A 23,637-nucleotide genomic window follows, 5' to 3' on the forward strand; every position below is an offset into this window, starting at 1 on the left:
ATAACTATTTAAATTTCGTAAATTTGCCTGCGTTTAACAGCGCAACATGACAACTACTACAAAATACATCTTTGTAACGGGAGGCGTAACCTCTTCTTTAGGGAAAGGTATTATCGCCGCATCCTTGGCAAAGCTTCTACAAGCCCAAGGGTATAGAACCACGATACAAAAACTAGATCCTTACATTAACGTAGATCCAGGAACATTGAATCCTTACGAGCATGGTGAATGCTATGTTACTGATGATGGTGCCGAAACCGATTTGGATCTTGGGCACTATGAACGTTTTTTAAACGTACCAACGAGTCAGTCTAATAATGTCACCACAGGTCGTATTTATCAAAGTGTTATTGAAAAGGAACGTCGTGGTGAATTTTTAGGAAAAACAGTACAGGTTATTCCACATATTACAGATGAGATTAAACACCGTGTCCAAATTCTTGGAAAGTCAGGTGATTACGACATTGTGATTACAGAAATAGGAGGAACCGTTGGTGATATTGAGTCTTTGCCTTATGTTGAAGCTGTACGTCAGTTGAAATGGGAACTTGGAGAAAACAACGCAATTGTAATTCATTTAACTCTAATACCTTATTTATCTGCCGCAGGAGAATTAAAAACAAAGCCAACGCAACACAGTGTCAAAACGTTAATGGAAAGTGGTGTCATGGCAGATGTACTTGTATGTCGTACAGAGCATGAATTACCTGAAGATTTACGTCAGAAATTAGCAAAATTTTGTAATGTACGTCCTGAAGCTGTCATTCAATCTATTGATGCATCAACTATTTATGATGTGCCAAATTTGATGTTGGATGAAGGTTTGGATAAAGTTGTGCTTAAGAAATTAGCACTCGATAACTCGCACGCAGATTTGACGCAATGGAACCAATTTTTAACGCGTCACAAAAACCCCAAAGGAGAAGTTACCATTGGGCTCATAGGTAAGTATGTAGAGCTCCAAGATTCATATAAGTCTATATTAGAAGCCTTTATTCATGCTGGAGCCGAAAATGAAGTAAAAGTCAAGATCGAATCTATACATTCAGAATATTTAACTTCAGACAATGCTGCTCAACAACTCAAACATTTACACGGAGTTCTCGTTGCCCCAGGTTTTGGAGAACGAGGTATTGAGGGAAAGATAGATGCCGTACGCTATGTACGTGAAAATAATATTCCATTTTTGGGAATTTGTCTAGGAATGCAAATGGCAGTAATTGAATACTCAAGAAATGTACTTGGGTTAAAAGACGCCAATTCTACGGAGATGAATGCATCTACAGCAAATCCTGTAATTGATTTGATGGAATCACAAAAAACAATTACAGATAAAGGGGGGACAATGCGTTTAGGTGCTTGGGATTGTGAATTACTTGATGGAAGTATTTCAAAAGAAGTATATCAAACGAATGCCATTAAGGAGCGACATAGACATCGTTATGAATTTAACAATGATTATAAACAGCAAATTGAGACAGCAGGAATGAAAGCCACAGGTTTAAACCCAGAAACAGGTTTGGTGGAAATTATAGAAATCCCTGACCATAACTGGTTTGTTGGAGTACAATACCACCCAGAATATAAAAGTACAGTTGCCAATCCTCACCCACTGTTTGTGGCTTTTGTAAAAGCAGCTTTAAATTTCAAAACAAACAATAATAGTGTCAGTATGGCACAAAACTAATATTGGATAGCTTTTTGATATTGAAAAAGCGTCCTCTCCTTAACCAATCGGAGAAACTAAATTATACTCATGGAAGAAAAAAAATTTGATCTCAATTCAATTGTAGGATTTGTTCTTATCTTCGGAATATTACTCTACATGATGTGGCAACAAAAACCCACACCAGAAGAAATAGCAGAGCAAGAAAAGCAAGCACAAATTGAAGCTGATAAAAAGGCCGAAACAGAAAAAGTAGATGATACTACTAAGGTTACTAAAGCTGAAGATTTTTCGGCAATAACACCAGGTGATTCTACTAGATTGGCAGATTTAAAAAATAAGTTAGGCGCTTTCGCTTATGCATCAACCTTACCAACGGCAAAAGACTCTTACACTACTGTAAATACAGATGTACTCGATTTAAAGTTTAGTAATAAAGGAGGTTTCCTTTCTGAAGTCGTTCTAAAGAAATTTGTCGATTATGATTCTGTCCCAATTGCGTTGATTCAAGACGGAAATTCTGCATTTAATATCACATTCCCTACATCAGATAACAGAATTTTAAATACTAAAGAACAATATTTCGAACCTACTGTGACCAAAAATGGTGAAAACACGGTAGTCTCAATGAAATTTAAGGCATCTCCAACACAGTATTTAGAGTATCGTTATGAAATGAAACCAGATAACTATATGATTGATTTTTCAATTCTATCTGAAGGATTGAGTACAGTTATTAATAGTTCTGAAGAAATCGATTTAGACTGGTCGTTGAAAGCATTTCGCCATGACCAGAGTATCACTTATGAAAATCGTTACACACGTCTTACATACATGTATGATGGTGACAAAATTGATAAGTTAGGACAAGTAGGTGATGACGAGGAGTTGGTAAACGATGTTAGATGGTTGTCGTACAGACAACACTTCTTTAGTTCAATTCTTGTTGCCGATAAGCCTTTCAAAAGCGCTACCCTCGAAACCAAAGATTTGGTACAAGAAGAAGAGGTAGACACTGTGTTTACAAAAGCGTTTTCTTCTAAATTACCGTTGACATTTACTAATGGTGATGCCGATAATAACTTTCAATTATACTTTGGACCTACAGATAGCAAGGTGCTTAAGCAATATGATTATGATCTAGATGAGAGTATCCCGTTTGGATGGGGGATTTTTGGATGGATTAATAAAGGGATTTTTATACCATTATTTGCATTCTTAAGTGGCTTCTTGCCTTATGGTATTGCTATCATTGTAATGACTGTATTAATTAAATTGATGATGTCATTTGTACAATACAAGCAGTTCTTGTCTCAAGCAAAAATGAAGGTTTTAAAACCAGAGTTAGATGCTATTAGAGCGAAGTATAAGGATAATAAAATGAAAGCTCAGCAAGAAACAATGGCACTTCAAAATAAAGCAGGAGCGAGCCCATTAGCAGGATGTTTGCCTGGTTTAATACAGTTGCCTGTGTTCTATGCCTTGTTCATGTTTTTCCCTACAGCTTTTGATTTACGTCAGAAGAGTTTCCTTTGGGCAGATGATTTATCATCTTATGATGTCATTGCTAAATTACCTTTCAATATTCCATTTTATGGAGATCACGTGAGTTTGTTTCCTATTTTGGCGGCCATTGCTATTTTCTTTTATATGAAGATGACAACTGGTCAACAAATGGCATCTCAACCAACGCAAGAAGGTATGCCAGATATGAGTAAAATGATGAAGTATATGATATATTTCTCGCCAATATTAATGTTGGTATTCTTTAATCAGTATGCCTCTGGTTTAAGTTTGTATTATTTCATTTCTAATTTAATTAGTATCGGAATTATGTTAGTGATTAAAAACTACATCCTTGATGAAAATAAAATTCATGCTCAAATCCAAGTCAACAAGTCAAAGCCTAAAAAACAAAATAAATTTCAGAAAAAAATGGCTGAAATGATGGAGCAGGCTGAGCAGCAAAAACAAGTTCAACAAAAAAGAAAAAAGAAATAATTTCTTTGGAGTTTTAATAGAAAAAAGGCTGTCATCATATTTTGGCAGCTTTTTTGTAAGATAACATTTTGAAATTATAGACGTTATAATTTTGTTTAATAGCTGTTGAAGCATTATTTAAATTAAATATTCAAATGAAGACATATATTTCTGTACTTTTTTTAGTTTTTACGACCTCACTTTTTGCTCAAATTATAAATCAATACGATAATAACGGAAAGAGGCATGGGGTTTGGAAAAAGTACTTTGATAAGACCAAAGAGCTGCGTTATGAAGGACAGTTTAATCATGGCAAAGAGGTAGGCCTTTTTAAATTTTATACACTAAACAAAGGAAAAAGTGTGTTGAGTGCTACTAAAGAATTTAATGATGCCAATAATACATCTGTTGTTAAATTTATGTCCTCCAAGGGCAAACTCATTAGCGAAGGTCAAATGGATGGAAAACTTTATATTGGTCAATGGACTTTTTACCATAATAAATCCAATGGAGTTATGTCAACAGAACTTTACAATGATAAAGGTGAACTTCATGGTGAAAAACTTGTTTATTACCCTAACGGAAAGGTCGCCGAACGCTCTAATTATGCTGATGGTAAACTTAACGGGAAATCAACATGGTATACAGAAAAAGGAAATGTGCTCAAAGTATTTGAATACAAAAATGATGAACTTAATGGTTTGTCTAAATATTACGATAATGACGGTAATATTAAAGCAGAAGGTGTTTATAAAGATGGATTGAAACATGGAGTTTGGAAGTATTACGAAGCTGGAAAACTTGTAAAAAGTAAAGACCATACCAAACGCAGTAAGAACCCTAATAGACAATAGCTAAACCCAATACATAACATAGTTAATTATAATAGCAACAGATAACATGTTGCTATTTTTATTTCTTAATTTTGCAAAATGAAAAGAGTAATAGTAGGACTTTCAGGTGGTGTAGATTCTAGCGTTGCGGCGTATTTGTTAAAGGAGCAAGGTTATGAGGTTATTGGTCTGTTTATGAAAAATTGGCACGATGATTCCGTGACTATTTCAGATGAATGCCCTTGGTTAGATGATAGTAATGACGCTATGTTGGTGGCTGATAAACTTGGTATACCCTTTCAAACGATAGATTTGAGCGAGCAATATAAAGAACGCATCGTTGATTATATGTTTGATGAATATCAAAAAGGTAGAACCCCAAACCCTGATGTACTTTGTAATCGAGAGATTAAGTTTGACGTCTTCATGAAAATTGCACTAGAACTTGGAGCAGATTATGTAGCAACAGGCCACTATTGTCGTAAGGGAACTATAAAAGAGGATGGTGAAGACATCTATCAGTTATTAGCAGGTGTTGACAATAATAAAGATCAGTCTTATTTTTTGTGTCAGTTATCACAAGAACAACTGTCAAAAGCCTTATTCCCTATTGGTGAATTAACAAAACCTCAGGTTAGAGATATTGCTACAAAACTTGATTTAGTAACAGCAAATAAGAAGGATTCACAAGGGTTGTGTTTCATAGGAAAAGTGAGATTGCCAGAGTTTCTTCAGCAAAAATTAAAGCCTAAAGAAGGTGTTATTGTTGAAATTCCGAAGGAAAAAGAAATCTATACATCTGTAAACCCTGTTTTTGATTCGAAAGAAAAAGAACTTCTTTATCTGACAAAAAAGATAGATTATGCCATAACAGACGGAACAGTTGTTGGCAAGCATCAAGGCGCGCATTATTTTACAAAAGGTCAGCGTAAAGGCTTAGCTGTTGGTGGTACTGTAGAACCTTTGTTTGTTATAGAAACAGATGTTGAGGAAAATGTGATCTATACTGGTCAAGGGAAACATCATCCTGGGTTATATAAAAGAGCCTTGTTTGTAAGTAATGATGAACTGCATTGGGTTAGAGAGGATTTAGCCTTAGGTGTAGATCAAAGCATGGAAGTCAGGGCGCGAATTAGATATCGCCAAGCCTTAGAGAAAGCAACGCTACATAAAGTGGATAACGGACTTTTTGTAGAGTTTGAAAATGCACAATCTGCAATCACAGAAGGGCAATTCGTTGCATGGTATCTTGAGGACGAATTAGTAGGTTCGGGAGTAATTTCTTAAATTGCAATAAAGAAATCTTAATAATTACTGTTTAAAAACGACTATGTTTTTAAATCGAAATATCTAGTGCTATGAAAAGAATCCTACTTATTTGCATACTCCTATTTCAATATAACGCAATTGCACAAGATGATATTCAGGATGCATGGGTGTTTTTTAATGCTAAACAGAACGTTCAGGCGTCAATAGACAACCCTATCTCCATATTGTCTCAACAGGCCATAAATCGAAAAAGTGCACATGGTATTGCTATTGACGAACGCGACGTTCCTGTTAATGAATCTTATATTACCATGCTAAAGGCGCCAGAAACAGGTGTTACAGTTTTTGCAAAGTCAAAATGGTTTAATGCTGTCTATGTTCGCGGTACAGAAAATGATATTAATGCTTTAGTTGCTAATTTTGATTTTGTATCGTCTGTTGATTTTGCAGATGAAAGTTTAAATAGCTTGTCTAGAGTTGGTGCAACGTCGAATAAATTTTTAATTGAGAACGAAACAGTGGTTTTTAATTATGGAGATACTCAAAATCAGGTGGAAATGATTCATGCGAATGAACTTCATCTTGATGATTATACAGGAGAAGGTATAATTGTAGCGGTGTTAGATTCTGGTTTTCCTAATGTAAATACGATGAGCGCTTTTCAACGCATGAGAGATAATGGTGATTTACTGGGAGGTTATGATTTTGTAGATCGAAATGATGATGTTTTTGCATTTGCAGGTAATGACCATGGCGTAAGGGTTTTAAGCGTGATGACTGGTTTTGTTGAAGATCAGTTTGTTGGAACAGGACCAGATGCGTCATACTATTTATTTAGAACTGAAGATGTAGCAAGCGAAACTCCTGTTGAAGAAGCATACTGGATTGAGGCTGCAGAACGTTCTGATAGTTTAGGTGTTCATATTATAAATAGTTCTTTAGGTTATAAAACCTATCAAAATGCTAACTATTCGCATGCCAATGAAGATTTAGATGGCAATACAACTTATGTAACAAGAGGTGCTAATATTGCCAATGAAAAAGGAATATTAGTGGTAACATCTTCAGGGAATTCTGGTGCGAGCGGTGTTGGAGCTCCGGCAGATGCCATAGGAGCTTTAAGTATTGGAGCTGTCGATGCCGATGGAAACTATGCCGCTTTTAGCTCGCAAGGCAGTGCTATTCAACCAACACAAAAACCAGATGTTGCGGCTCAAGGAGCAGGAACCTTTGTGATTAATGATGCCAATACAATTATAAATAATAATGGTACTTCATTTAGTTCGCCATTAACAGCGGGAGGCATTGCATCATTATGGCAAGCTTTACCAGATGCTTCTCATGAAGATATTAAACAGTATGTACGAATGTCTGCATCTCAATTTGATATGCCAGATTATTTATTAGGTTTCGGAATCCCAGACCTTCAGTTAGCATTAGATATAGGCTTGTCGTTGCAAGAAGAAGATTTTTTTGAATTTAAGGTATTTCCAAATCCGGCGTCAGATGTTTTAACAATTCAAATTCCTTCTGGAAATGAAAATACAATACTTCGGATATATGATATCCTTGGAAAACAGGTACTAGAGAAACAAATGTCAGAATCATCAAGCCCATTGGATGTATCATCAATGTCCTCTGGCGTATATATGATGCTGTTCGAGTCTGGAAACGCATCGAAAACTGTAAAACTTATAAAATCTTAAATGGCAAATAAAATTACTGAACTCTTCAATATTAAATACCCAATTATTCAAGCAGGAATGATTTGGAATAGTGGTTGGAGATTGGCTTCTGCTGCAAGCAATGCTGGTGCTTTAGGTTTAATTGGCGCTGGCTCTATGTATCCAGATGTGTTACGTGAACATATTAAAAAGTGCCAAGATGCTACTAATAAACCTTTTGGCGTAAATGTTCCAATGTTATATCCTAACATTGAGGAAATTATGAATATTATAGTTGAAGAAGGCGTAAAGATTGTATTTACATCTGCTGGAAACCCCAAAACATGGACCAGTTGGCTTAAAGAAAAAGGCATCACTGTAGTTCATGTGGTGAGTAGTGTAAAATTTGCATTAAAGGCACAAGAGGCTGGTGTAGATGCTGTGGTAGCAGAAGGATTTGAAGCTGGTGGACATAATGGGCGAGAAGAAACGACGACCTTAACTTTAATTCCTATGGTGAAAGAACAATTAAAAATTCCTTTAATTGCTGCTGGCGGTATTGCTAATGGAGAAACTATGTTGGCCGTTATGATACTTGGGGCAGATGCTGTTCAAGTTGGAAGTCGATTTGTGGCTAGTACTGAATCATCTGCACACCAGGCGTTTAAGGATGTCGTTGTTAATGCCAAAGAAGGCGATACTCAATTAACTTTAAAAGAATTGGCTCCTGTTAGACTCATAAAAAATAAATTTTTCAATGAAGTACAGGAACTGTACAAAAAAGGCCCAAGCATTGAAGAATTAAAATCTCTTTTAGGTCGGGCACGAGCGAAACGTGGTATGTTTGAAGGTGATTTAGAAGATGGCGAATTGGAAATTGGCCAAATTGCTGGATTGATACATGATGTAAAGCCAACGGCTCAGATTGTTGCCGATATGGTGGCCGAATTTGAAAAGGCGAGAAGTGCCGTGTCTAACTTAGCACTATAAAAAAATAGTATCTTTGACATACTATTAATAATGACCCTTATTAATTAATGAGTTCCAGATTAAACGTTTTAATACCAGATGGAGACAGTACATGGGCTCTATCTGTATTGCAGTGCTTATCTCATATTGAGGACTATAAATTGTTCGTGTTGTCTAATGAAAAACGAACGGCTACAAAATACTCGAAATACACAGCTTATTATAAATTTTATGAGAGATCTAATGAAGCGTCGTGGTTAGATATTATTAATTCGGAGGTTGAAACCAATTCAATTTCCGTAATACTACCGATTGCTGAGGCAGAAGTTCTATTTTTTATATCTAATAGAAGTAAGATATCTAGGACGGCAAAAGTAATACCCTTGCCAAAACTCAGAGATTTTGAGACAGCTATTAATAAGTACAAATTAAGCGAATTTTGCAAAGCGCATAACATTTCGCATCCTAGGTCGTTTTTAATTGCTTCTGAAAAAGAAAAGCAAGATGTATTATCTAAGATCCATTTTCCAATTTTAATAAAGCCCTTGAGCCAGAAAGGAGGCGATGGTATCGAGAAAGTGCAAACGATTTCTGAAATTCCAGAACGATTAGAACACATTAAATCACCAGCTTTTGTGCAAGAGTACATTGAGGGATACGATATAGATTGCAGTGTGTTATGTCAAGATGGGGAGGTTTTAACCTATACTGTTCAAAAAGGAAATTTGCCAGGACATAATGAGTTTGCTCCTCAGTTGGGCTTTGATTTTTTACAAAATGAGGAAGTGGTTAATATTGCTAAGGAGGTAATGTCATTACTTAATTGGTTTGGAGTTGCACATCTAGATATGAGATTCGATAAGGCGACCAATAGTTATTGTCTTATTGAAATTAACGCACGTTTTTGGGGAAGTATAGACGGCTCTCGACATGCAGGCGTAAACTTTCCTCATCTCGCAATTCAATGTGCCTTAAAGCAACCTGTGATGGTTCATGCCTTTAATAATTTGCCCTATATGCGCCTAAAAGGTGTACTGAAATATTTAAAGCGTAACCCTTTGTTTCTGTTTAAGAGAAAATTTCTTCTAGAACAAACAGAGACAAAATCATTTTTAAAAGATCCGTTACCTACAATGTACAAATTTAGAGAATGGTTGGGAAGACAATTCTAGATAAGTCTTTAAATAACAAAAAGAGGACGAATCCTCTTTTTGCATGAAACGTTTTTTAACAAATAAATTTTTAAATCCCTCTAAAATAATAGCTAAAAAAGTTTCTACCCCAAATACCTAACCTACTACAATAAGATATTTGTCAGGAATAAAAATAGGTGTTTATGCTAATTATCAATGCTATTTTCTAGTCAACTTATTAACAATTTAAGTTTATAACTTTTTAAAAATCAAACAATTGAATTTTTGTGGACCTAAAAACATTGTTGCTTAGAGTTTACACAAAGCAAATACATTAACTTTGGCGTTTCAAAACATATTTACTTGGTTTTATCTCAATACACAAAAGAATTTAATTACAACTTCAAGTTAGCTGCACCTGTTATTTTAGGGATGTTGGGACATACATTTGTTAGTTTTATTGACAACATAATGGTTGGGCAACTGGGAACCGCTGAATTAGCGGCTGTTTCGCTTGGAAACAGTTTTATGTTCATTGCAATGTCTATTGGAATTGGTTTTTCAACAGCTATAACGCCATTAGTGGCAGAAGCCGATGCTGCCAATAACTTTTCAGAAGGAAAATCTTCATTTAAGCATGGTCTGTTTCTGTGTACAGTTCTCGGTATTGCCCTTTTTTTATCAGTATTTGTTGCCAAACCATTGTTGTATTTTATGAAACAACCCGTTGAGGTTGTAGAATTGGCACTTCCTTATTTGAATTTAGTGGCGTTTTCGTTAATTCCTTTAATCATTTTTCAAGCGTTTAAGCAATTTAGCGATGGATTGTCAATGACTAGATATCCCATGTATGCCACTATCATAGCTAACATTGTAAACGTTATTCTAAATTACCTACTCATTTTTGGAAAATTTGGTTTCCCAGAATTAGGAATAGTTGGAGCGGCATACGGTACTTTGGCGTCTAGATTTATTATGGTGGTTTATCTTTGGTGGCTACTAACTAAAAAAGAAAAATCTAAAGCCTTTGTCACTCAAATTAAGTTTTTTGTTCTCGATAAATTAATGCTTCGGAAATTAATAAATTTAGGGTTGCCAAGTGCCATGCAGATGTTTTTTGAAGTGGCAATTTTTACCGCTGCAATTTGGTTAAGCGGACTTTTAGGTAAAAACCCGCAAGCGGCTAATCAAATTGCACTTAACTTATCTTCTATGACCTTTATGGTTGCAATGGGATTGAGTGTAGCTTCAATGATTAGAGTTGGAAATCAGAAAGGGCTACATAAGTATTTTGAATTACGACGAATAGCCTTCTCTATTTTCTTACTCGCTATCTTATTAGCAGTGTGTTTTGGGGCAATATTCTTTTTATTCCATGACCAACTACCAAAATTATATGTTGATTTTGATGATGGTAAGAATTTAGTGGATAATACAGAGGTGGTATCAATTGCAGCCAAATTAATGATTGCGGCAGCAATATTTCAGATAAGCGATAGTATTCAAGTGGTTGTTTTAGGAGCTTTAAGAGGATTACAAGATGTGAAAATACCAACAATTATTACGTTCATTTCATATTGGATGGTAGGTTTCCCAATTAGCTATTTTCTAGGGAAAGAAGAAGCCTATGGCAGCTTTGGAATTTGGTTAGGTTTACTGGCTGGTTTAACAACGGCTGCAATATTATTATTTATTAGATTTAATTATCTTACGAAAACCTTAATTTTGTCAAATACAAACGATTAAAGTACAGCATGGAATTACCAAAATTCATATTAGGCGATAATACAGACTACCCAAATGCCATATACGTGATTCATACAGAGTTTCCTCGATTTATTATCAATCTAGAAGATGATGATGTGGAATGGTTTGAAGAGTTTGATGAACAAGACCAACGAGAAATTGAAAGTGAAGCTGAAAATTTAATCCAAGCTGCAACAGATTTTTATGATAGGGAAGTAGCACGATACGACGAGTAATGATTGAAGAGTTATTAGAATTAGATAGAGAACTCTTAATATACCTAAACAACCTTGGGTCTCAAACTTGGGATGGGCTATGGTTGGTGATTACTAATAAACTTACATTTATTCCTTTATATGCCTTACTATTATTTTTAATTTATAAGAAATTTGGCTTAAAGTACGTATTGCCGATGCTATTTATTATAGCAGCTATGATTACGTTTACAGATCAAATAACAAATGTTTTTAAAGATGGTTTTATGAGAGCCCGACCATGTAGAGCTGAAGGTGTTATGGAATATATTCGTTTTATAGCAGAACGTTGCGGGAAATATGGATTCTTTTCAGGTCATTCATCTAATTCAATGGCTGCGGCAGTATTTGGAGGTCTAGTATTAAGACCTTACTATAAAAACCTTATTTTTATTCTTGTTTTTTGGAGTTTTATTGTAGCCTATAGTCGCATTTACGTTGGTGTACACTATCCTTTAGATATAGTTTGCGGAATGCTATTTGGCGCTATTTCAGGATTCTTGTTTTATAAACTAAATCATTTTATTCAAGCACGATTTAATTCTAAGCCATCTTAAAAGTTTTTCTTTTCAATAGTGTAATGTATTGCTCTTCTTTTCATCCATAGATAGGCAAAACAATCTATTAAAGGAGATACTAGTCGTTGTCGTAAGCCAAACTTTGAGTATCCAGCTGTCCTTGGGAAATGATTAACGGGGACTTGTTTTATAGTGCCATTTTGAAGTAAAATAAGGGCAGGAAGAAAACGATGTAATCCTTTAAACATAGGAATATTCTTAGCGTAGGAAGTTTTAATAATTTTTAGGGGACAACCTGTGTCTAGCATGCCGTCATTGGTAAACAATCGTCTAATTCTATTAGCTATTTTGGACGACCATCTTTTAATGATACCATCTTTTCTATTTACTCTAATACCCGTAACCAATTCATGATTTTTAACATGCTCTAGAAGCAAATTAAAGTCCTTAGGCGAGGTTTGAAGATCGGCATCAATATATCCAACCAGAGAACTGTTTACGTTATCAAATCCTGCTTTTAAAGCAGCACTTAAACCTTTGTTCTCCGAGAAAAGTATATAATTAAATGCCGTATGTTTTAGACATATGCTTTCAATCAGTTCTTGACTAGTATCTGTAGAGCAATCGTTTATAAAAAGAACCTTTGCGTCTACAATGCTCTGTTTTAAAAACTCTAAGAGTTCAATTTCTAGACGGGCAATATTGTCTTCTTCATTATAAACAGGGACTAATATGGTAAGAGTATCTTCCATGCGTGAAAAGTTAGTCCTACAAAAATATTCTTTTTAATCTGCTTATGGTTGATTTGGTTTGATTTAAAAATTGTTATTTTGTGACTTCAAAGCGTATACATGAAAATACTCGTTACAGGAGCTGTTGGTTTTATTGGTTCGCATGCGGCGGAACGTTTACAAAGTCTTGGACATGATGTCATTGGCCTAGATAATTTTAGTGATTACTATAGTTTGGAGTTAAAGCATTTAAATGCTAAAGCCCTAACTGCAAAAGGTGTTACTATTTTAAAAAAGGATTTACGTGATGATAATTTACAAGATGTTTTGCCAAAAGATATCGACTACATTTTTCATTTTGCTGCACAACCAGGGATTTCACAATCATCGAGCTTTCAAGATTATTTTAGTAATAATATTTTGGCAACAAAACAATTGATTGATTTTGCCGAAACCTGCTCTAATTTAAAGTTATTTGTAAATATTGGTACTTCATCCATTTATGGTTTAGAAGCGATATGTAGCGAAGATCATGCTCCTAAACCAGCTTCGCATTACGGTGTTACAAAGCTTGCGGCCGAACAATTAGTACTTCAAAAAAGTAGAGAACAAAAACTACTAGCGTGTTCATTACGTTTATATTCTGTTATTGGACCTCGTGAACGCCCAGAAAAGATGTATGCCAAATTGATAGCCTCAGGATTACAGAACGAAGCATTTCCATTATTTGAAGGAAGTGATAAGCACTTAAGAAGTTTTACCTACGTCGATGATATTGTCGATGGCGTTATAAGTGTTATAGGCAACGAGGCTAAAGTAGAAGGGGAAGTTATTAATCTTGGAACCGAGATTGAACATACAACCCAAGAAGGTATAGAAGCAGTAGAGTCTGTTCTGGGAAAACCTATAAAGCTCGATATAAAACCTAAACGACCGGGTGACCAATCGAGAACAAAAGCTAATATAGACAAGGCTAAACGTCTTTTAAATTATAATCCTCAAACAACTTTATTAGAGTCTGTACAACAACAAGTGCAGTGGTATAAAGAAAATTTTTACTAATTCATTAGAACTAAATAAGTGGTTTTTCTATTCGTAACAGGAAAAACCCCTTTGAATTTCAGATTAATACTTTTTAAATTTTAGTGTAGTAACTGTATGTAAATCAGTATTTTGCATTGATGATAACTCGTGCTCTTATATGATATTTGTGACGTAATTTTAAACATCCAAATATTATGAAAAAACGAGTAAAAAATGAGTCAGAGTTTGAGTTTTACGATAAACTGACTAAGAAAAAAAGAAGTTTTAAGGCCAACAGAGACCAAATGGTCGTTAGTCTTAATGCAAGTGAAATGGATAGCCTTGATGTTCTGGACGACAAAACAGAAAACTTATTAAGGTCTAGTAAATCAGTTAATATGGAAATGGGTTTCGCTATCGTTGAAGCTGGAGATTCTGATGCTGATAGTGATGCAATGGACAGAGATAGTTTGTTAGAAAGTGATTATGCTGCGAACTCTCTACCTTCAATGATTGATGAAGAAGGTAATCTGCACTATTTTATGCCAGATGAATTTACAGTTCAGTTTGATGAAGACGTTTCTGAAACTAAAGCAAAAAGTATCATTAAAAGCTTTAAATGCGAGATTATTAAGAAACAAAGAACTAAAGGGTATTATACCTTAAGTGTTCCAAAGGATAAGGGCTTATTTGAAACCATTTCGGCCTTTAACAAACATAAAGATGTTTTGTTTTCTGAAGCCTCTGAAATAGGACTCAATGATGAGCTGTATGTTCCAAATGACACCGATTTCTCAAAACTATGGGGACTTAGAAATATTGGTCAGACTGTTGACGGGGTTACAGGAACAAATGATGCAGATATTGACGCAACATTGGCATGGAATTACGAACGAGGAAGACGAAATGTTATTGTAGCAGTTATTGATACAGGTGTAGACTACAATCACCCAGATTTAAAGAATAATATATTAGCTCAAGGCTCAGAAGATTGGAATTTTGCCTCATCTACATCTAAAGACCCTTTTGATGGAGGAACACATGGAACACATGTTGCAGGAACTGCTGCAGGAGTAGACAATCAAATTGGTATTATTGGTGTAGCTCCAAAATGTTCTATAATGCCACTAAGGGTTAATCTTACATCTGGTATGAACAGTAATAGAGCCGATGCTATCAATTATGTTACAGATCAAGCCAGAGCAAATAGCAAGAATAGATACGTTATTAATTGTAGTTGGAGAATGAGTGGACACCACTCTGGTGTATATATGGCGATTAGAAGAGCCGTAAGAAATAATGTTGTTGTTGTATTTGCTGCTGGAAACGCAGGAAATGATATCAATGTAACACCACAATATCCTGCAGTATATACAGAAGTTATTGCTGTAGCAGCAACAGATCAAAAAGACAGAAAAGCTAGTTTTTCAAACTATGGGAAGAAAGTAGATGTTAGTGCACCAGGTGTAAATATTTATTCAACAGTTCCTGGAAGCAACTATTCATTTAAAAATGGAACATCTATGGCTGCGCCTCATGTAGCGGGATTAGCAGCGCTTATCTGGTCTAAAAATATGACTCTTACAGATAATCAGGTGCGTAAAATTATTGAAAAAACAACCGATAATATCGATGCTAAAAACCCTGGATTTGTTGGGAAATTAGGTACAGGTAGAATAAACGCATTCAAAGCCTTAAGAGCAACACCGTATAATGTAACGAGAAAGCTAATAAAGACATTTAGTTTTCCTCAAAACAATAGAGGTTCAAGCACAGGATTAACTTATGCAAGAAGAATCCAAACACATCCAATTCCTTGGTTTCCAAAGCGATCGGCATTATTGTTCGTAACACAAAAAGCGGGTAGTGAAAAAATTTACTATTTAAACCCAATAACTGGAAGTGTTATGAAAGCTGTTGATCCTCCTGCTAATGACACCTTAGGATCATTAACTTGGGATGGGTCATTTATTTATGGAGCCAATGTAACAACGGGTGCAGGAAAAATAAATAAGTTCACATCATTTAGTGGTAGCGCTGCTGGAAGTATAAATGTACCAGCAGGTAGAGGAGAAGGTCTTGTTGCCGTTGGATCATATTTTTACTATTCTACGATTAGCAGAATATATAAAATTAGAAAGTCTAATGGGCAAGTTGTACATTCATTTCCTGCTCCTGGAGGCGCATGTCACTCTATAGCTTATGGTGATGGGTTTTTATTCTTCGGAAATACAAACAACGGAAAAGTAACTATACTTAAATTAAGTAATCTATCATTTGTAGATTCCTTTATTGTACCAGGAACAGCTCCAAGACGTGTAGATGGGTTAGCCTATAATCCGTATGCGAACTTATTATATGTTGCTAATCAGAAAAAGAATAAAATTAGCGTATTAAAGATTAGTTTTTAATATCTGGAATAGTTTTAAATGCTATTAATCGGGAAAACGGCGAGAGAAATCTTGCTGTTTTCTTTGTTATAAACTCTTAGTCTTTTTTTAGTTGTAATAAAAAATCGGCAGCTACAAATGGTGTTGTTTTTCCATCTTCGATAAGTTGCAACTGAGACTGAAGGGCTTCTTTAATTTTTGGCTGGTTGAAAAAATCAGATTTAAGCCGTTCTTCTATGGTTTGCAATAACCAAAACTTATTCTGCTCTGTTCTATTATTTTCAAAAAAGTGATTCGATTTTGTATGTGCAATATAGCGCGATATTAAGGACCATAAGTCTGCAATCCCTTCACGTTTTAAAGCGCTACAAAGTGTCACTTTGGGTTGCCATTCTGAAGATTTTTGTGGGTACAAATGTAGAGCTCTTGCAAACTCTACCTTGGCTAATTTGGCTGCTTTTAAATTTTCTCCATCTGCTTTGTTTATCGCAATCGCATCTGCCATTTCTATGATACCACGTTTAATACCTTGCAACTCATCTCCAGCTCCAGCAATTTTCAATAATAAAAAAAAGTCTACCATACTATGAACGGCAGTTTCACTTTGACCAACTCCAACCGTTTCAATAATGACACTATCAAATCCAGCAGCTTCACATAATATTATAGTTTCACGTGTTTTACGGGCTACACCTCCCAATGATGTTCCAGAAGGTGAAGGTCTAATAAAAGCATTATCATTCTTTACCAAATCTTCCATACGAGTTTTGTCCCCTAAAATGCTCCCTTTACTTAAACTGCTACTTGGATCTACGGCAAGAACTGCTACTTTTTTTCCAACAGAGGTAAGGTGCATACCTAGGGCTTCAATAAAGGTGCTTTTTCCAACACCTGGAACTCCTGTAATTCCAACACGAACAGAGTTATTTGCATGAGGTAAGCATAGTTTTATAATGGCATTTGCCTTTTCTAAATGTTTAGGATTAGAACTTTCTATTAAGGTAATAGCTCTGCTTAAGGCTGTAATATTTCCGTTTAATATTTCAGAAACTAAGTCTTTAGTACTGGGTTGGGAACGTCTTTTCTTTTGAATGGTTTTAATAGAAGATGTATTAGTGATGTCAGATTGAGAAACACCTTCTTTTTCATGTAACGCAGACGATTTAGATTTTTTTGACAACGCTTTATTTTTTGTCGTTTAATACTCTTAAAGGTACTGCTATTTTTGTATTATCCCAAGCCATTGTGAGTTTGAGGTTGTCTGTTGAATTGTCAAATGCAATCGTAAATTGCTCAACAGTTGTATTTATTTTTTCAACAGGAACGTCAATTTCGAGGCGATCGTAATTAGGATCCCACATAGGTTGCATTTCTTCGTCAACACCCCAAGGATATTGTTTGGTATTAAAAATCACATTCCATGCAGAATCTTTTGGAACCGTCCAAAGTGTATATTTTCCTTTTGGTAAATAAATACCTTTTATCATTAGATCCTTATTTGTTTCAAAGGTAGTGGCTTCGTTAGCCCCTGTTCGCCATACGCGATTATAAGGAACTAGAGCTCCAAAAACATCTCGACCTTTTTTAGAAGGTCTATTGTAGAACACTTCTAGTTTTAAGTCATTTAGTCTAAATTCGACTGTATCCTTTGGGCTCAAACGCTTTGAAAAAATATCTCCTACAAAATAAGAGTATAAAAAAAGAGCAACTGCAATAATAGACAGTATAACAAGGAGGCGTTTTAAAAACGTATTCATAGCAAAACTGGATTGAAACTTTTCGGTTTCAAAGATAATTGAAATTGAAGTGTTATATAACTAGTTAACGTAAAATTGTATAAATTTCTTATTAATTTTAAAAAAAGCTATAAATTTTGCAACACTCACTTTTTTGTATCGTCTTTAAAGTGAACTCAACCAAACCAAAAGAGATTTGAATACATTTCAAGTTGACATCATTGAGCAATGCAAGCAGAACAATAGAGCTGCGCAATTAAAACTATACAATCAGTATTGTGATGGCATGTATACTGTTGCCATGCGATTTGTAAAGGATTCTATGGAAGCTGAAGATATCGTACAAGAAGCCTTTATTAAAGCATTTGCAAAATTGAATCAGTATAAAGCTGAAGTGACTTTTGGAGCTTGGTTAAAACGTATCGTTGTTAACAAGAGTATTGACTGTTTGAAATCCAAGAAGCAACATTTGCAAGAATTGGATGAGGTGCACCTAAAAGTAGTAGACTCGAGTTATGAAAACGAATGGTTAGTAGATGATACAATGACTTTAGATGAGATCAAAGGAGCCATCCAAAAGTTACCAGATAAATATCGCTATGTTGTGATGTTGTATTTGGTGGAAGGCTATGATCATCAGGAGATTTCTGAAATATTAAACATCTCAGAAATAGCCTCAAGAACACAACTATCTAGGGGAAAATCGAAATTAAAAGAACTTTTAACACCTATTAAAAATGGCACAAGATCTTAGAAACTTATTTGAAGAAGAGCAAAAACAATCGCAATTAAAAATGAGCGAAGGTCACGAAGCACGTTTTCTTAAAAAATTAGATGAAGCATTACCAGTAGAAACATCGATCAAAAAACGTTTCAGTATGCTGCAAATTGCAGCGAGTATTGTAGTTCTAATTGGATTAGCCTTTGCTGCTTATAAGTTTGTCGAACAGCCAAAATCGGTAAATAATGAAGTCGTACAAAACAATGACGATTCATCCGATGAACAACTTAAATCTTTAGGTGATATTTCACCAGATTTAAAAAAGGTTGAAGATTATTATTTGGCTAACATTAGTTTAGAATTATCTAAAGTAAAGCAAACGCCAGAAAACAAGGAACTGTTTGATGGTTATGTAGTGAGACTTGCCGAGTTAAATCAGGAATATAAACGTTTGTCGGTAGAGCTTACCGAAAACGGTCCAAACGAATTAACGGTAAGTGCTTTAATAGATAATTTAAAGTTACGTCTTAATTTATTGTATCGATTAAAAGAACAATTAAATGATTTAAATACTTCAGAAGAAGTGGTAAATCACGGATAAATCAAATACGCTGAAATACCAATCACAGATGTACATGGACGTCGTATTTCAGAATAAAAAACAAAACGATGAAAACAAAATTTAAAATACTAGGACTCCTGCTTTTCTGTTTCACAATAAGTGTTTCAGCGCAGCAAAAGTTATCAAAAGTGTCAAAGAAAATTGATGTTGCTAAGGACGTAACAATCGATTTAAACACTAGCTATGTACAAATAGAAATTGATACATGGAATAAAAACACCTTAGAAGTAGAAGCCTATATTGAAGGTGAAAAACTGTCTAAAGAAGAATTACAAGAAGCATTAAAAGATTGGAATCTTAAAGTAGAAGGCTCTGGAGACCGAGTAAAAATTTCATCAGATGGGTCTCATGGTTCATGGGAAGGGCTTGGCGATTTAGAAATTGGGCTAGAGTCTTTAAAAGCACTTGAGGTTCTGGAAGTTTTGGGAGATTTAAACTTAGGTGATTTACCAGAAATGCCAGTTATGCCAGATTTACCAGAGATGCCAGAGATTGCTCGTGTAGAAATCCTTGAAATGCCAGAGATGCCAGAATTACCAGAGTTACCAGAAGGCATCAGTAATATAAGTTTTGATTCTGAGGCTTATAAAAAAGATGGTGAAGCGTATTTAGAAAAATGGAGCAAAGATTATCCTGCAAAAGATCGTGAGAAAATGAAGGCTTGGGGAAGAGAAATGGCTAAAGTTGACTTTTCTAAGTTTGAAATGCGTATGGAAGAATGGGGAGAGAAATTTGGAAAAAAGTTTGGAGAGGATTACGCTAAAAAGATGGAAAAATGGGGAGAAGAATTTGAAAAGAAATTTGACGAAAAATGGGCTAAAGAAATGGAAGTTTGGGGAGAGAAGTATGGCAAGGAAATGGAGAAGCGCGGTAAAGAATTAGAAAAGCGTATGGCGAAGAGAGAAAAGGAAATGGATAAGCGCAGAGAGCAACTTGAAGAACGTTTAGAAAAGCGTATGGAAGTGCGCGAAGAAGCTCGAGAAAAACGTGAAGAGGCTCATGAAAAGCGAAGAGAAGCTCATGAAAAACGTCGCGAAAATTTAGAAAGACGTTTGGAGTTAAGAAGCCATAAGGTAAAAAGAACGATTAAAATTAAAATGCCTAAAGGTGCTAAGTTGAATATGAATGTAAGACATGGTGAATTAAAAATGTCTTCAGTAATTTACAACCTAAAAGCAGATATATCACACGCTACATTAGTAGCAAATCACATTGATGGAAGCGAGACTTCCATCAGTGTGTCTTATTCTCCTGTACAAGTGTCGACTTGGAGCAATGGTGAACTTAACTTAAATTATGTTGAAGATGCACACTTAAATACCGTTGGGATTTTAAGACTTAATAGTAATTCGTCTGATATGTATATTAATGACTTAACTGGAAATGCTATTATTGATGGAAGTTTTGGAGATTTGTCTATATCAAATATTACAGATACATTTACGAATCTTAATGTTGTTTTAGAAAATAGTGATGCTACTATCAAATTACCAAAATCAGATTATAGCGTCTATTTTAAAGGTAATCGCTCGCGATTAAATAATGAAATGACGACTCAAAAAACCATAGAGAATTATCCAAGTGGGAATCGTGGCGGAAAGCAGATTGTGTTAAATGCAAAATTTAGCGATATTGTTTTGAAGCAGTAATTATAACAAATGGTTCCGGGACAGTGGGAACAGTAAAAATTAACTGTCGGAAATCGTCTTCATTTATGTATTTTTGAGAAAAAATCATGCGCATGTCTTCCAAAGCGTTTTCTCAAATTCTAGCACATTTAAATCAGCAATCTCTTTACGTTTTAGACCCATCGTTATCGAAATCGGACTACGTAAAATTAGACTTGTCAATTCATAACAAGACTTTAGAACAGGTTGATGTATCCACTTCGGAAACCCTAGGAACTTATGTAAATAATCATATTAAAACTCATAATGCCAAAGTGGCTTATGGTGGCTATCTAGAAACTCGAAACATTTATAAACGCAGTACTTATTTTAATGACACAAACCCTGAAGCCGAACGCAATATTCATTTAGGGCTTGATCTTTGGATAGCTGCCGAGACACCAATTTATGCGCCTTTAGATGGTGAAGTACATAGCTTTAAGAATAACACCAATTTTGGAGATTATGGCCCTACAATACTTTTAAAGCATTATGTAGATGATATAGTGTTTTATACATTGTATGGGCATTTAAGCATAGCATCTATTCAAAATTTGAGGGTAGGACAAAGCATTGAACAAGGCCAACAAATTGCTACTTTAGGAGACGCTAGTGTTAATGGTGATTATCCGCCGCATTTACATTTTCAAATCATTAATGACCTTCAAGATTATAAAGGCGATTATCCTGGTGTATGCGCTATGTTGGATTTGGAATTTTATAGTGAGAATTGTTGGGATCCTAATTTGTTGTTGGGGCTATAGTAATCCATATAATTAGTTCAAGACAAAAACCCAATAGCAATGCCATTGGGTTCCATTCTCAGTCACTAGTTAGTCATTAAAATTAGAACGAGAATTGTGCTTTAGGCGCTTCTTTAGCGTCTAGTGTTCCAATGATTTGCCCTTGCGGAATCCTAACCGCAGGGAAGCAGCCTTTTTCAAATAATAAGATATTTAGTGAACCTCCATATTGAAAATAACCCACTTCTTCACCTTTAGTTATTGGTACTGGGTTTTCTGCAGTTATTGCTCTGAATTTCTCTTTAAAAATTACAGAAGCAATGGTGTTTAATCCTACCGGAATCATGGCCACTTTGCCATATTTTTCGGTTTGAATGATGAGGTAACCACGTCTGAAATCTTCAAAAACACTGTAATCATAACCATAACCTACATTACCACCATTAATGAGTTTAGGGAAATCTTCGATTCCAAAATAGTAACCAGAAACATCCGGATTAGATTCTATAACTTCACCTGCAACAGGTGCATGATACCTATGATATACGGTTGGCATTAAGATGCAAGAGACAGCTGTTCCTCCTTCAAATGCACTGGCAAATTGCGAGTTGTCTAAGAGTTGCTTTACGTTTAGTTTTTGTGTTTTTACCTGTAATGGTGTATCTAATGAGAGATTGTCATCAATCATATTGACAATGGCGTCGGCAGGAGAGACAACAACCGAATCATCTTGCGGACTGCTAATAGGTCGCATGCCTGGTTTGAGTTCTCTAAAAAAGAATTCATTAAAGTTTTTATAGCCGCCTTCTGGAATGATGTAATCATCCATTTTTGATCCTAATTCTTCCATCCAATGTTTCACCAAAGGAAGCGAATCTGGGCTGTCCATTTTTTGTCCGTTTAAATCAACAAAAGAATAGGTCATTTGATAGCCTGCAACAGACTGTACAAAGGCAAGGCCAGCTTCGTTTTCATAATATAACCAACTAAATTTTTGGATGTATTGTAAACCTGTAGACATATCAGGATTCCATATATACCAAGCTTTAAAGAAATTGCAAAGGTCATCAATGCTGGCATCTTTCCAGTGCTGTATAACACTTGGGTCTGTACCTTCTGGGATAGGTGTTATATTAGCTACGGCTGTATCGTATAATGTAGCAAAATCCTTAGTATTATCGGCATACCATTTTTGGATCATTTCGATAAATTCATCAATGGTGCTTACGGTAAGTTCTTCTTTGGTCATGATTTGTGTATTAAAGGTTATCACACAAAGTTCTATAAATCTGAAGATTGTTTTATGAGTGGATTTACCTGTTTACGAAACCAAAAACACATTAAAACCTGTTAACACTATGTTAAATAATAACCGAACGTTTGGTAAAATACTAAATTGTTTTACATTTGTACCATGAGACCACAGAAAGTACAAGATGAACAAATGTTAAACGGTTTAATGGCCGTTATGAGAGCCAAGGGCTATGATGGAGCTAGTCTTAAAGAGCTTTCCGAGGCTACGGGATTAAAAAAAGCGAGTCTTTATCATAGGTTTTCAGGAGGGAAGAAAGATATGGCGTCGGCTGTATTGGCACACCTAGAAGGGATAGTGAATACACATATTTATAAAGTACTTACCGATGAAAGCAGACCACATACTGAACGACTTGGAAAAGTTATTTCTGGTATTAATGATATGTATAAAGGCGGTTTAGAAACGTGCATGTATAGGTCACTTTCTCTCGATTCAGGAATTTCTTTATTTGGAGATCAAATAAAACAAGGCATAGATCTTTGGATTAATAGCTTTATAAGTTTTGGTATGGATAGAGGGATGAGCAGAAAAGAAGCGACTCAAAAAGCAAATCAAACGTTTATTGAAATACAGGGCAGTCTTGTGCTTTCAAAATCGATTGGTTCAACCCAGCCCTTTGCTGATGTTCTTAAAGCGATTAGAAAACGATATGAATAA

At 35.2% G+C, this 23,637-nt stretch carries 21 protein-coding genes; 17 read left to right on the forward strand and 4 right to left on the reverse strand.

Translation table 11 applies throughout. From position 1 onward, the window contains the following. The first annotated feature begins 46 nt into the window (after positions 1-46). The 10 genes from Q0787_RS12660 (at position 47) to Q0787_RS12705 (ending at position 12,071) form a co-directional block, all read left to right on the forward strand. Positions 47-1,687, forward strand: coding sequence for a CTP synthase (locus Q0787_RS12660; protein WP_298903133.1), 1,641 nt, complete (start codon positions 47-49; stop codon positions 1,685-1,687). 69 nt (positions 1,688-1,756) lie between these two features. Next, positions 1,757-3,667: a membrane protein insertase YidC gene (gene yidC, locus Q0787_RS12665; RefSeq protein WP_298903134.1), complete on the forward strand. Its 1,911-nt coding sequence runs from the start codon at positions 1,757-1,759 to the stop codon at positions 3,665-3,667. 134 nt (positions 3,668-3,801) lie between these two features. Next, positions 3,802-4,500 carry a toxin-antitoxin system YwqK family antitoxin gene (locus tag Q0787_RS12670; RefSeq protein ID WP_298903135.1) on the forward strand — a complete coding sequence of 233 codons (699 nt, stop codon included), beginning with the start codon at positions 3,802-3,804 and terminating at the stop codon, positions 4,498-4,500. Positions 4,501-4,578: 78 nt separating this feature from the next. Then, entirely contained in the window at positions 4,579-5,766 is a 1,188-nt protein-coding gene (mnmA, locus tag Q0787_RS12675; protein ID WP_298903137.1) for a tRNA 2-thiouridine(34) synthase MnmA, read from the forward strand. Between the two features lie 71 nt (positions 5,767-5,837). Next, the gene (locus Q0787_RS12680) at positions 5,838-7,454 is read left to right on the forward strand and encodes a S8/S53 family peptidase (protein WP_298903139.1); all 1,617 of its coding nucleotides are present in this window, start codon (positions 5,838-5,840) and stop codon (positions 7,452-7,454) included. Further along, a complete protein-coding gene (locus Q0787_RS12685; RefSeq protein WP_298903140.1) occupies positions 7,455-8,402 on the forward strand; it encodes a nitronate monooxygenase in 948 nt (315 codons plus the stop codon). A gap of 47 nt (positions 8,403-8,449) precedes the next feature. Continuing rightward, a complete protein-coding gene (locus Q0787_RS12690) occupies positions 8,450-9,553 on the forward strand; it encodes an ATP-grasp domain-containing protein (protein WP_298903142.1) in 1,104 nt (367 codons plus the stop codon). 324 nt (positions 9,554-9,877) lie between these two features. Then, on the forward strand, positions 9,878-11,260 hold the full coding sequence (locus Q0787_RS12695) for an MATE family efflux transporter (RefSeq protein ID WP_298903144.1): 1,383 nt from the start codon (positions 9,878-9,880) through the stop codon (positions 11,258-11,260). Between the two features lie 8 nt (positions 11,261-11,268). Beyond that, positions 11,269-11,496, forward strand: coding sequence for a hypothetical protein (locus tag Q0787_RS12700; protein WP_298903145.1), 228 nt, complete (start codon positions 11,269-11,271; stop codon positions 11,494-11,496). Further along, complete coding sequence (locus Q0787_RS12705) at positions 11,496-12,071, forward strand: phosphatase PAP2 family protein (RefSeq protein WP_298903147.1); 576 nt, start codon at positions 11,496-11,498, stop codon at positions 12,069-12,071. The genes Q0787_RS12700 and Q0787_RS12705 overlap by 1 nt, the downstream gene beginning before the upstream one ends. On the opposite strand, the gene Q0787_RS12710 is transcribed toward Q0787_RS12705, so the two are convergent. Then, a complete protein-coding gene (locus Q0787_RS12710) occupies positions 12,068-12,784 on the reverse strand; it encodes a glycosyltransferase (protein WP_298903148.1) in 717 nt (238 codons plus the stop codon). The two genes, Q0787_RS12705 and Q0787_RS12710, sit on opposite strands and share 4 nt — an antisense overlap. A gap of 99 nt (positions 12,785-12,883) precedes the next feature. On the opposite strand from Q0787_RS12710, the gene Q0787_RS12715 reads away from it, so the two are divergent. Together Q0787_RS12715 and Q0787_RS12720 are read left to right on the forward strand one after the other, a co-directional pair. Further along, positions 12,884-13,825 carry an NAD(P)-dependent oxidoreductase gene (locus Q0787_RS12715; protein ID WP_298903150.1) on the forward strand — a complete coding sequence of 314 codons (942 nt, stop codon included), beginning with the start codon at positions 12,884-12,886 and terminating at the stop codon, positions 13,823-13,825. A gap of 176 nt (positions 13,826-14,001) precedes the next feature. Continuing rightward, positions 14,002-16,197, forward strand: a complete 2,196-nt coding sequence (locus tag Q0787_RS12720; RefSeq protein WP_298903151.1) for a S8 family serine peptidase — start codon at positions 14,002-14,004, stop codon at positions 16,195-16,197. A gap of 76 nt (positions 16,198-16,273) precedes the next feature. Here Q0787_RS12720 and meaB read toward each other — a convergent pair whose 3' ends face one another. Both meaB and Q0787_RS12730 read right to left on the reverse strand, forming a co-directional pair. Continuing rightward, positions 16,274-17,356: a methylmalonyl Co-A mutase-associated GTPase MeaB gene (gene meaB, locus Q0787_RS12725; protein ID WP_298903152.1), complete on the reverse strand. Its 1,083-nt coding sequence runs from the start codon at positions 17,354-17,356 to the stop codon at positions 16,274-16,276. A 4-nt stretch (positions 17,357-17,360) separates the two neighbouring features. Beyond that, the gene (locus tag Q0787_RS12730) at positions 17,361-17,933 is read right to left on the reverse strand and encodes a DUF2911 domain-containing protein (RefSeq protein ID WP_298903153.1); all 573 of its coding nucleotides are present in this window, start codon (positions 17,931-17,933) and stop codon (positions 17,361-17,363) included. A gap of 175 nt (positions 17,934-18,108) precedes the next feature. Here Q0787_RS12730 and Q0787_RS12735 point away from each other — a divergent pair, with 175 nt between their 5' ends. The 4 genes from Q0787_RS12735 (at position 18,109) to Q0787_RS12750 (ending at position 21,686) form a co-directional block, all read left to right on the forward strand. After that, on the forward strand, positions 18,109-18,666 hold the full coding sequence (locus Q0787_RS12735; protein ID WP_298903155.1) for an RNA polymerase sigma factor: 558 nt from the start codon (positions 18,109-18,111) through the stop codon (positions 18,664-18,666). After that, complete coding sequence (locus tag Q0787_RS12740; RefSeq protein WP_298903156.1) at positions 18,650-19,234, forward strand: hypothetical protein; 585 nt, start codon at positions 18,650-18,652, stop codon at positions 19,232-19,234. Before Q0787_RS12735 ends, Q0787_RS12740 begins: the two co-directional genes overlap by 17 nt. A 68-nt stretch (positions 19,235-19,302) precedes the next feature. Beyond that, the gene (locus tag Q0787_RS12745) at positions 19,303-20,904 is read left to right on the forward strand and encodes a hypothetical protein (protein ID WP_298903157.1); all 1,602 of its coding nucleotides are present in this window, start codon (positions 19,303-19,305) and stop codon (positions 20,902-20,904) included. 92 nt (positions 20,905-20,996) lie between these two features. Beyond that, on the forward strand, positions 20,997-21,686 hold the full coding sequence (locus tag Q0787_RS12750) for a peptidoglycan DD-metalloendopeptidase family protein (protein ID WP_298903158.1): 690 nt from the start codon (positions 20,997-20,999) through the stop codon (positions 21,684-21,686). Positions 21,687-21,768: 82 nt separating this feature from the next. Here the strand turns inward: Q0787_RS12750 and Q0787_RS12755 are convergent, their stop codons facing one another. Then, positions 21,769-22,914, reverse strand: coding sequence for a phosphatidylserine decarboxylase (locus Q0787_RS12755; RefSeq protein ID WP_298903160.1), 1,146 nt, complete (start codon positions 22,912-22,914; stop codon positions 21,769-21,771). A 165-nt stretch (positions 22,915-23,079) separates the two neighbouring features. On the opposite strand from Q0787_RS12755, the gene Q0787_RS12760 reads away from it, so the two are divergent. Next, positions 23,080-23,637 (forward strand): TetR/AcrR family transcriptional regulator, encoded by a 558-nt coding sequence (locus Q0787_RS12760; protein WP_298903162.1) that lies wholly within the window; start codon positions 23,080-23,082, stop codon positions 23,635-23,637.

The sequence above is a fragment of the uncultured Psychroserpens sp. genome, from assembly GCF_947492715.1.
Classification (GTDB): domain Bacteria; phylum Bacteroidota; class Bacteroidia; order Flavobacteriales; family Flavobacteriaceae; genus Psychroserpens.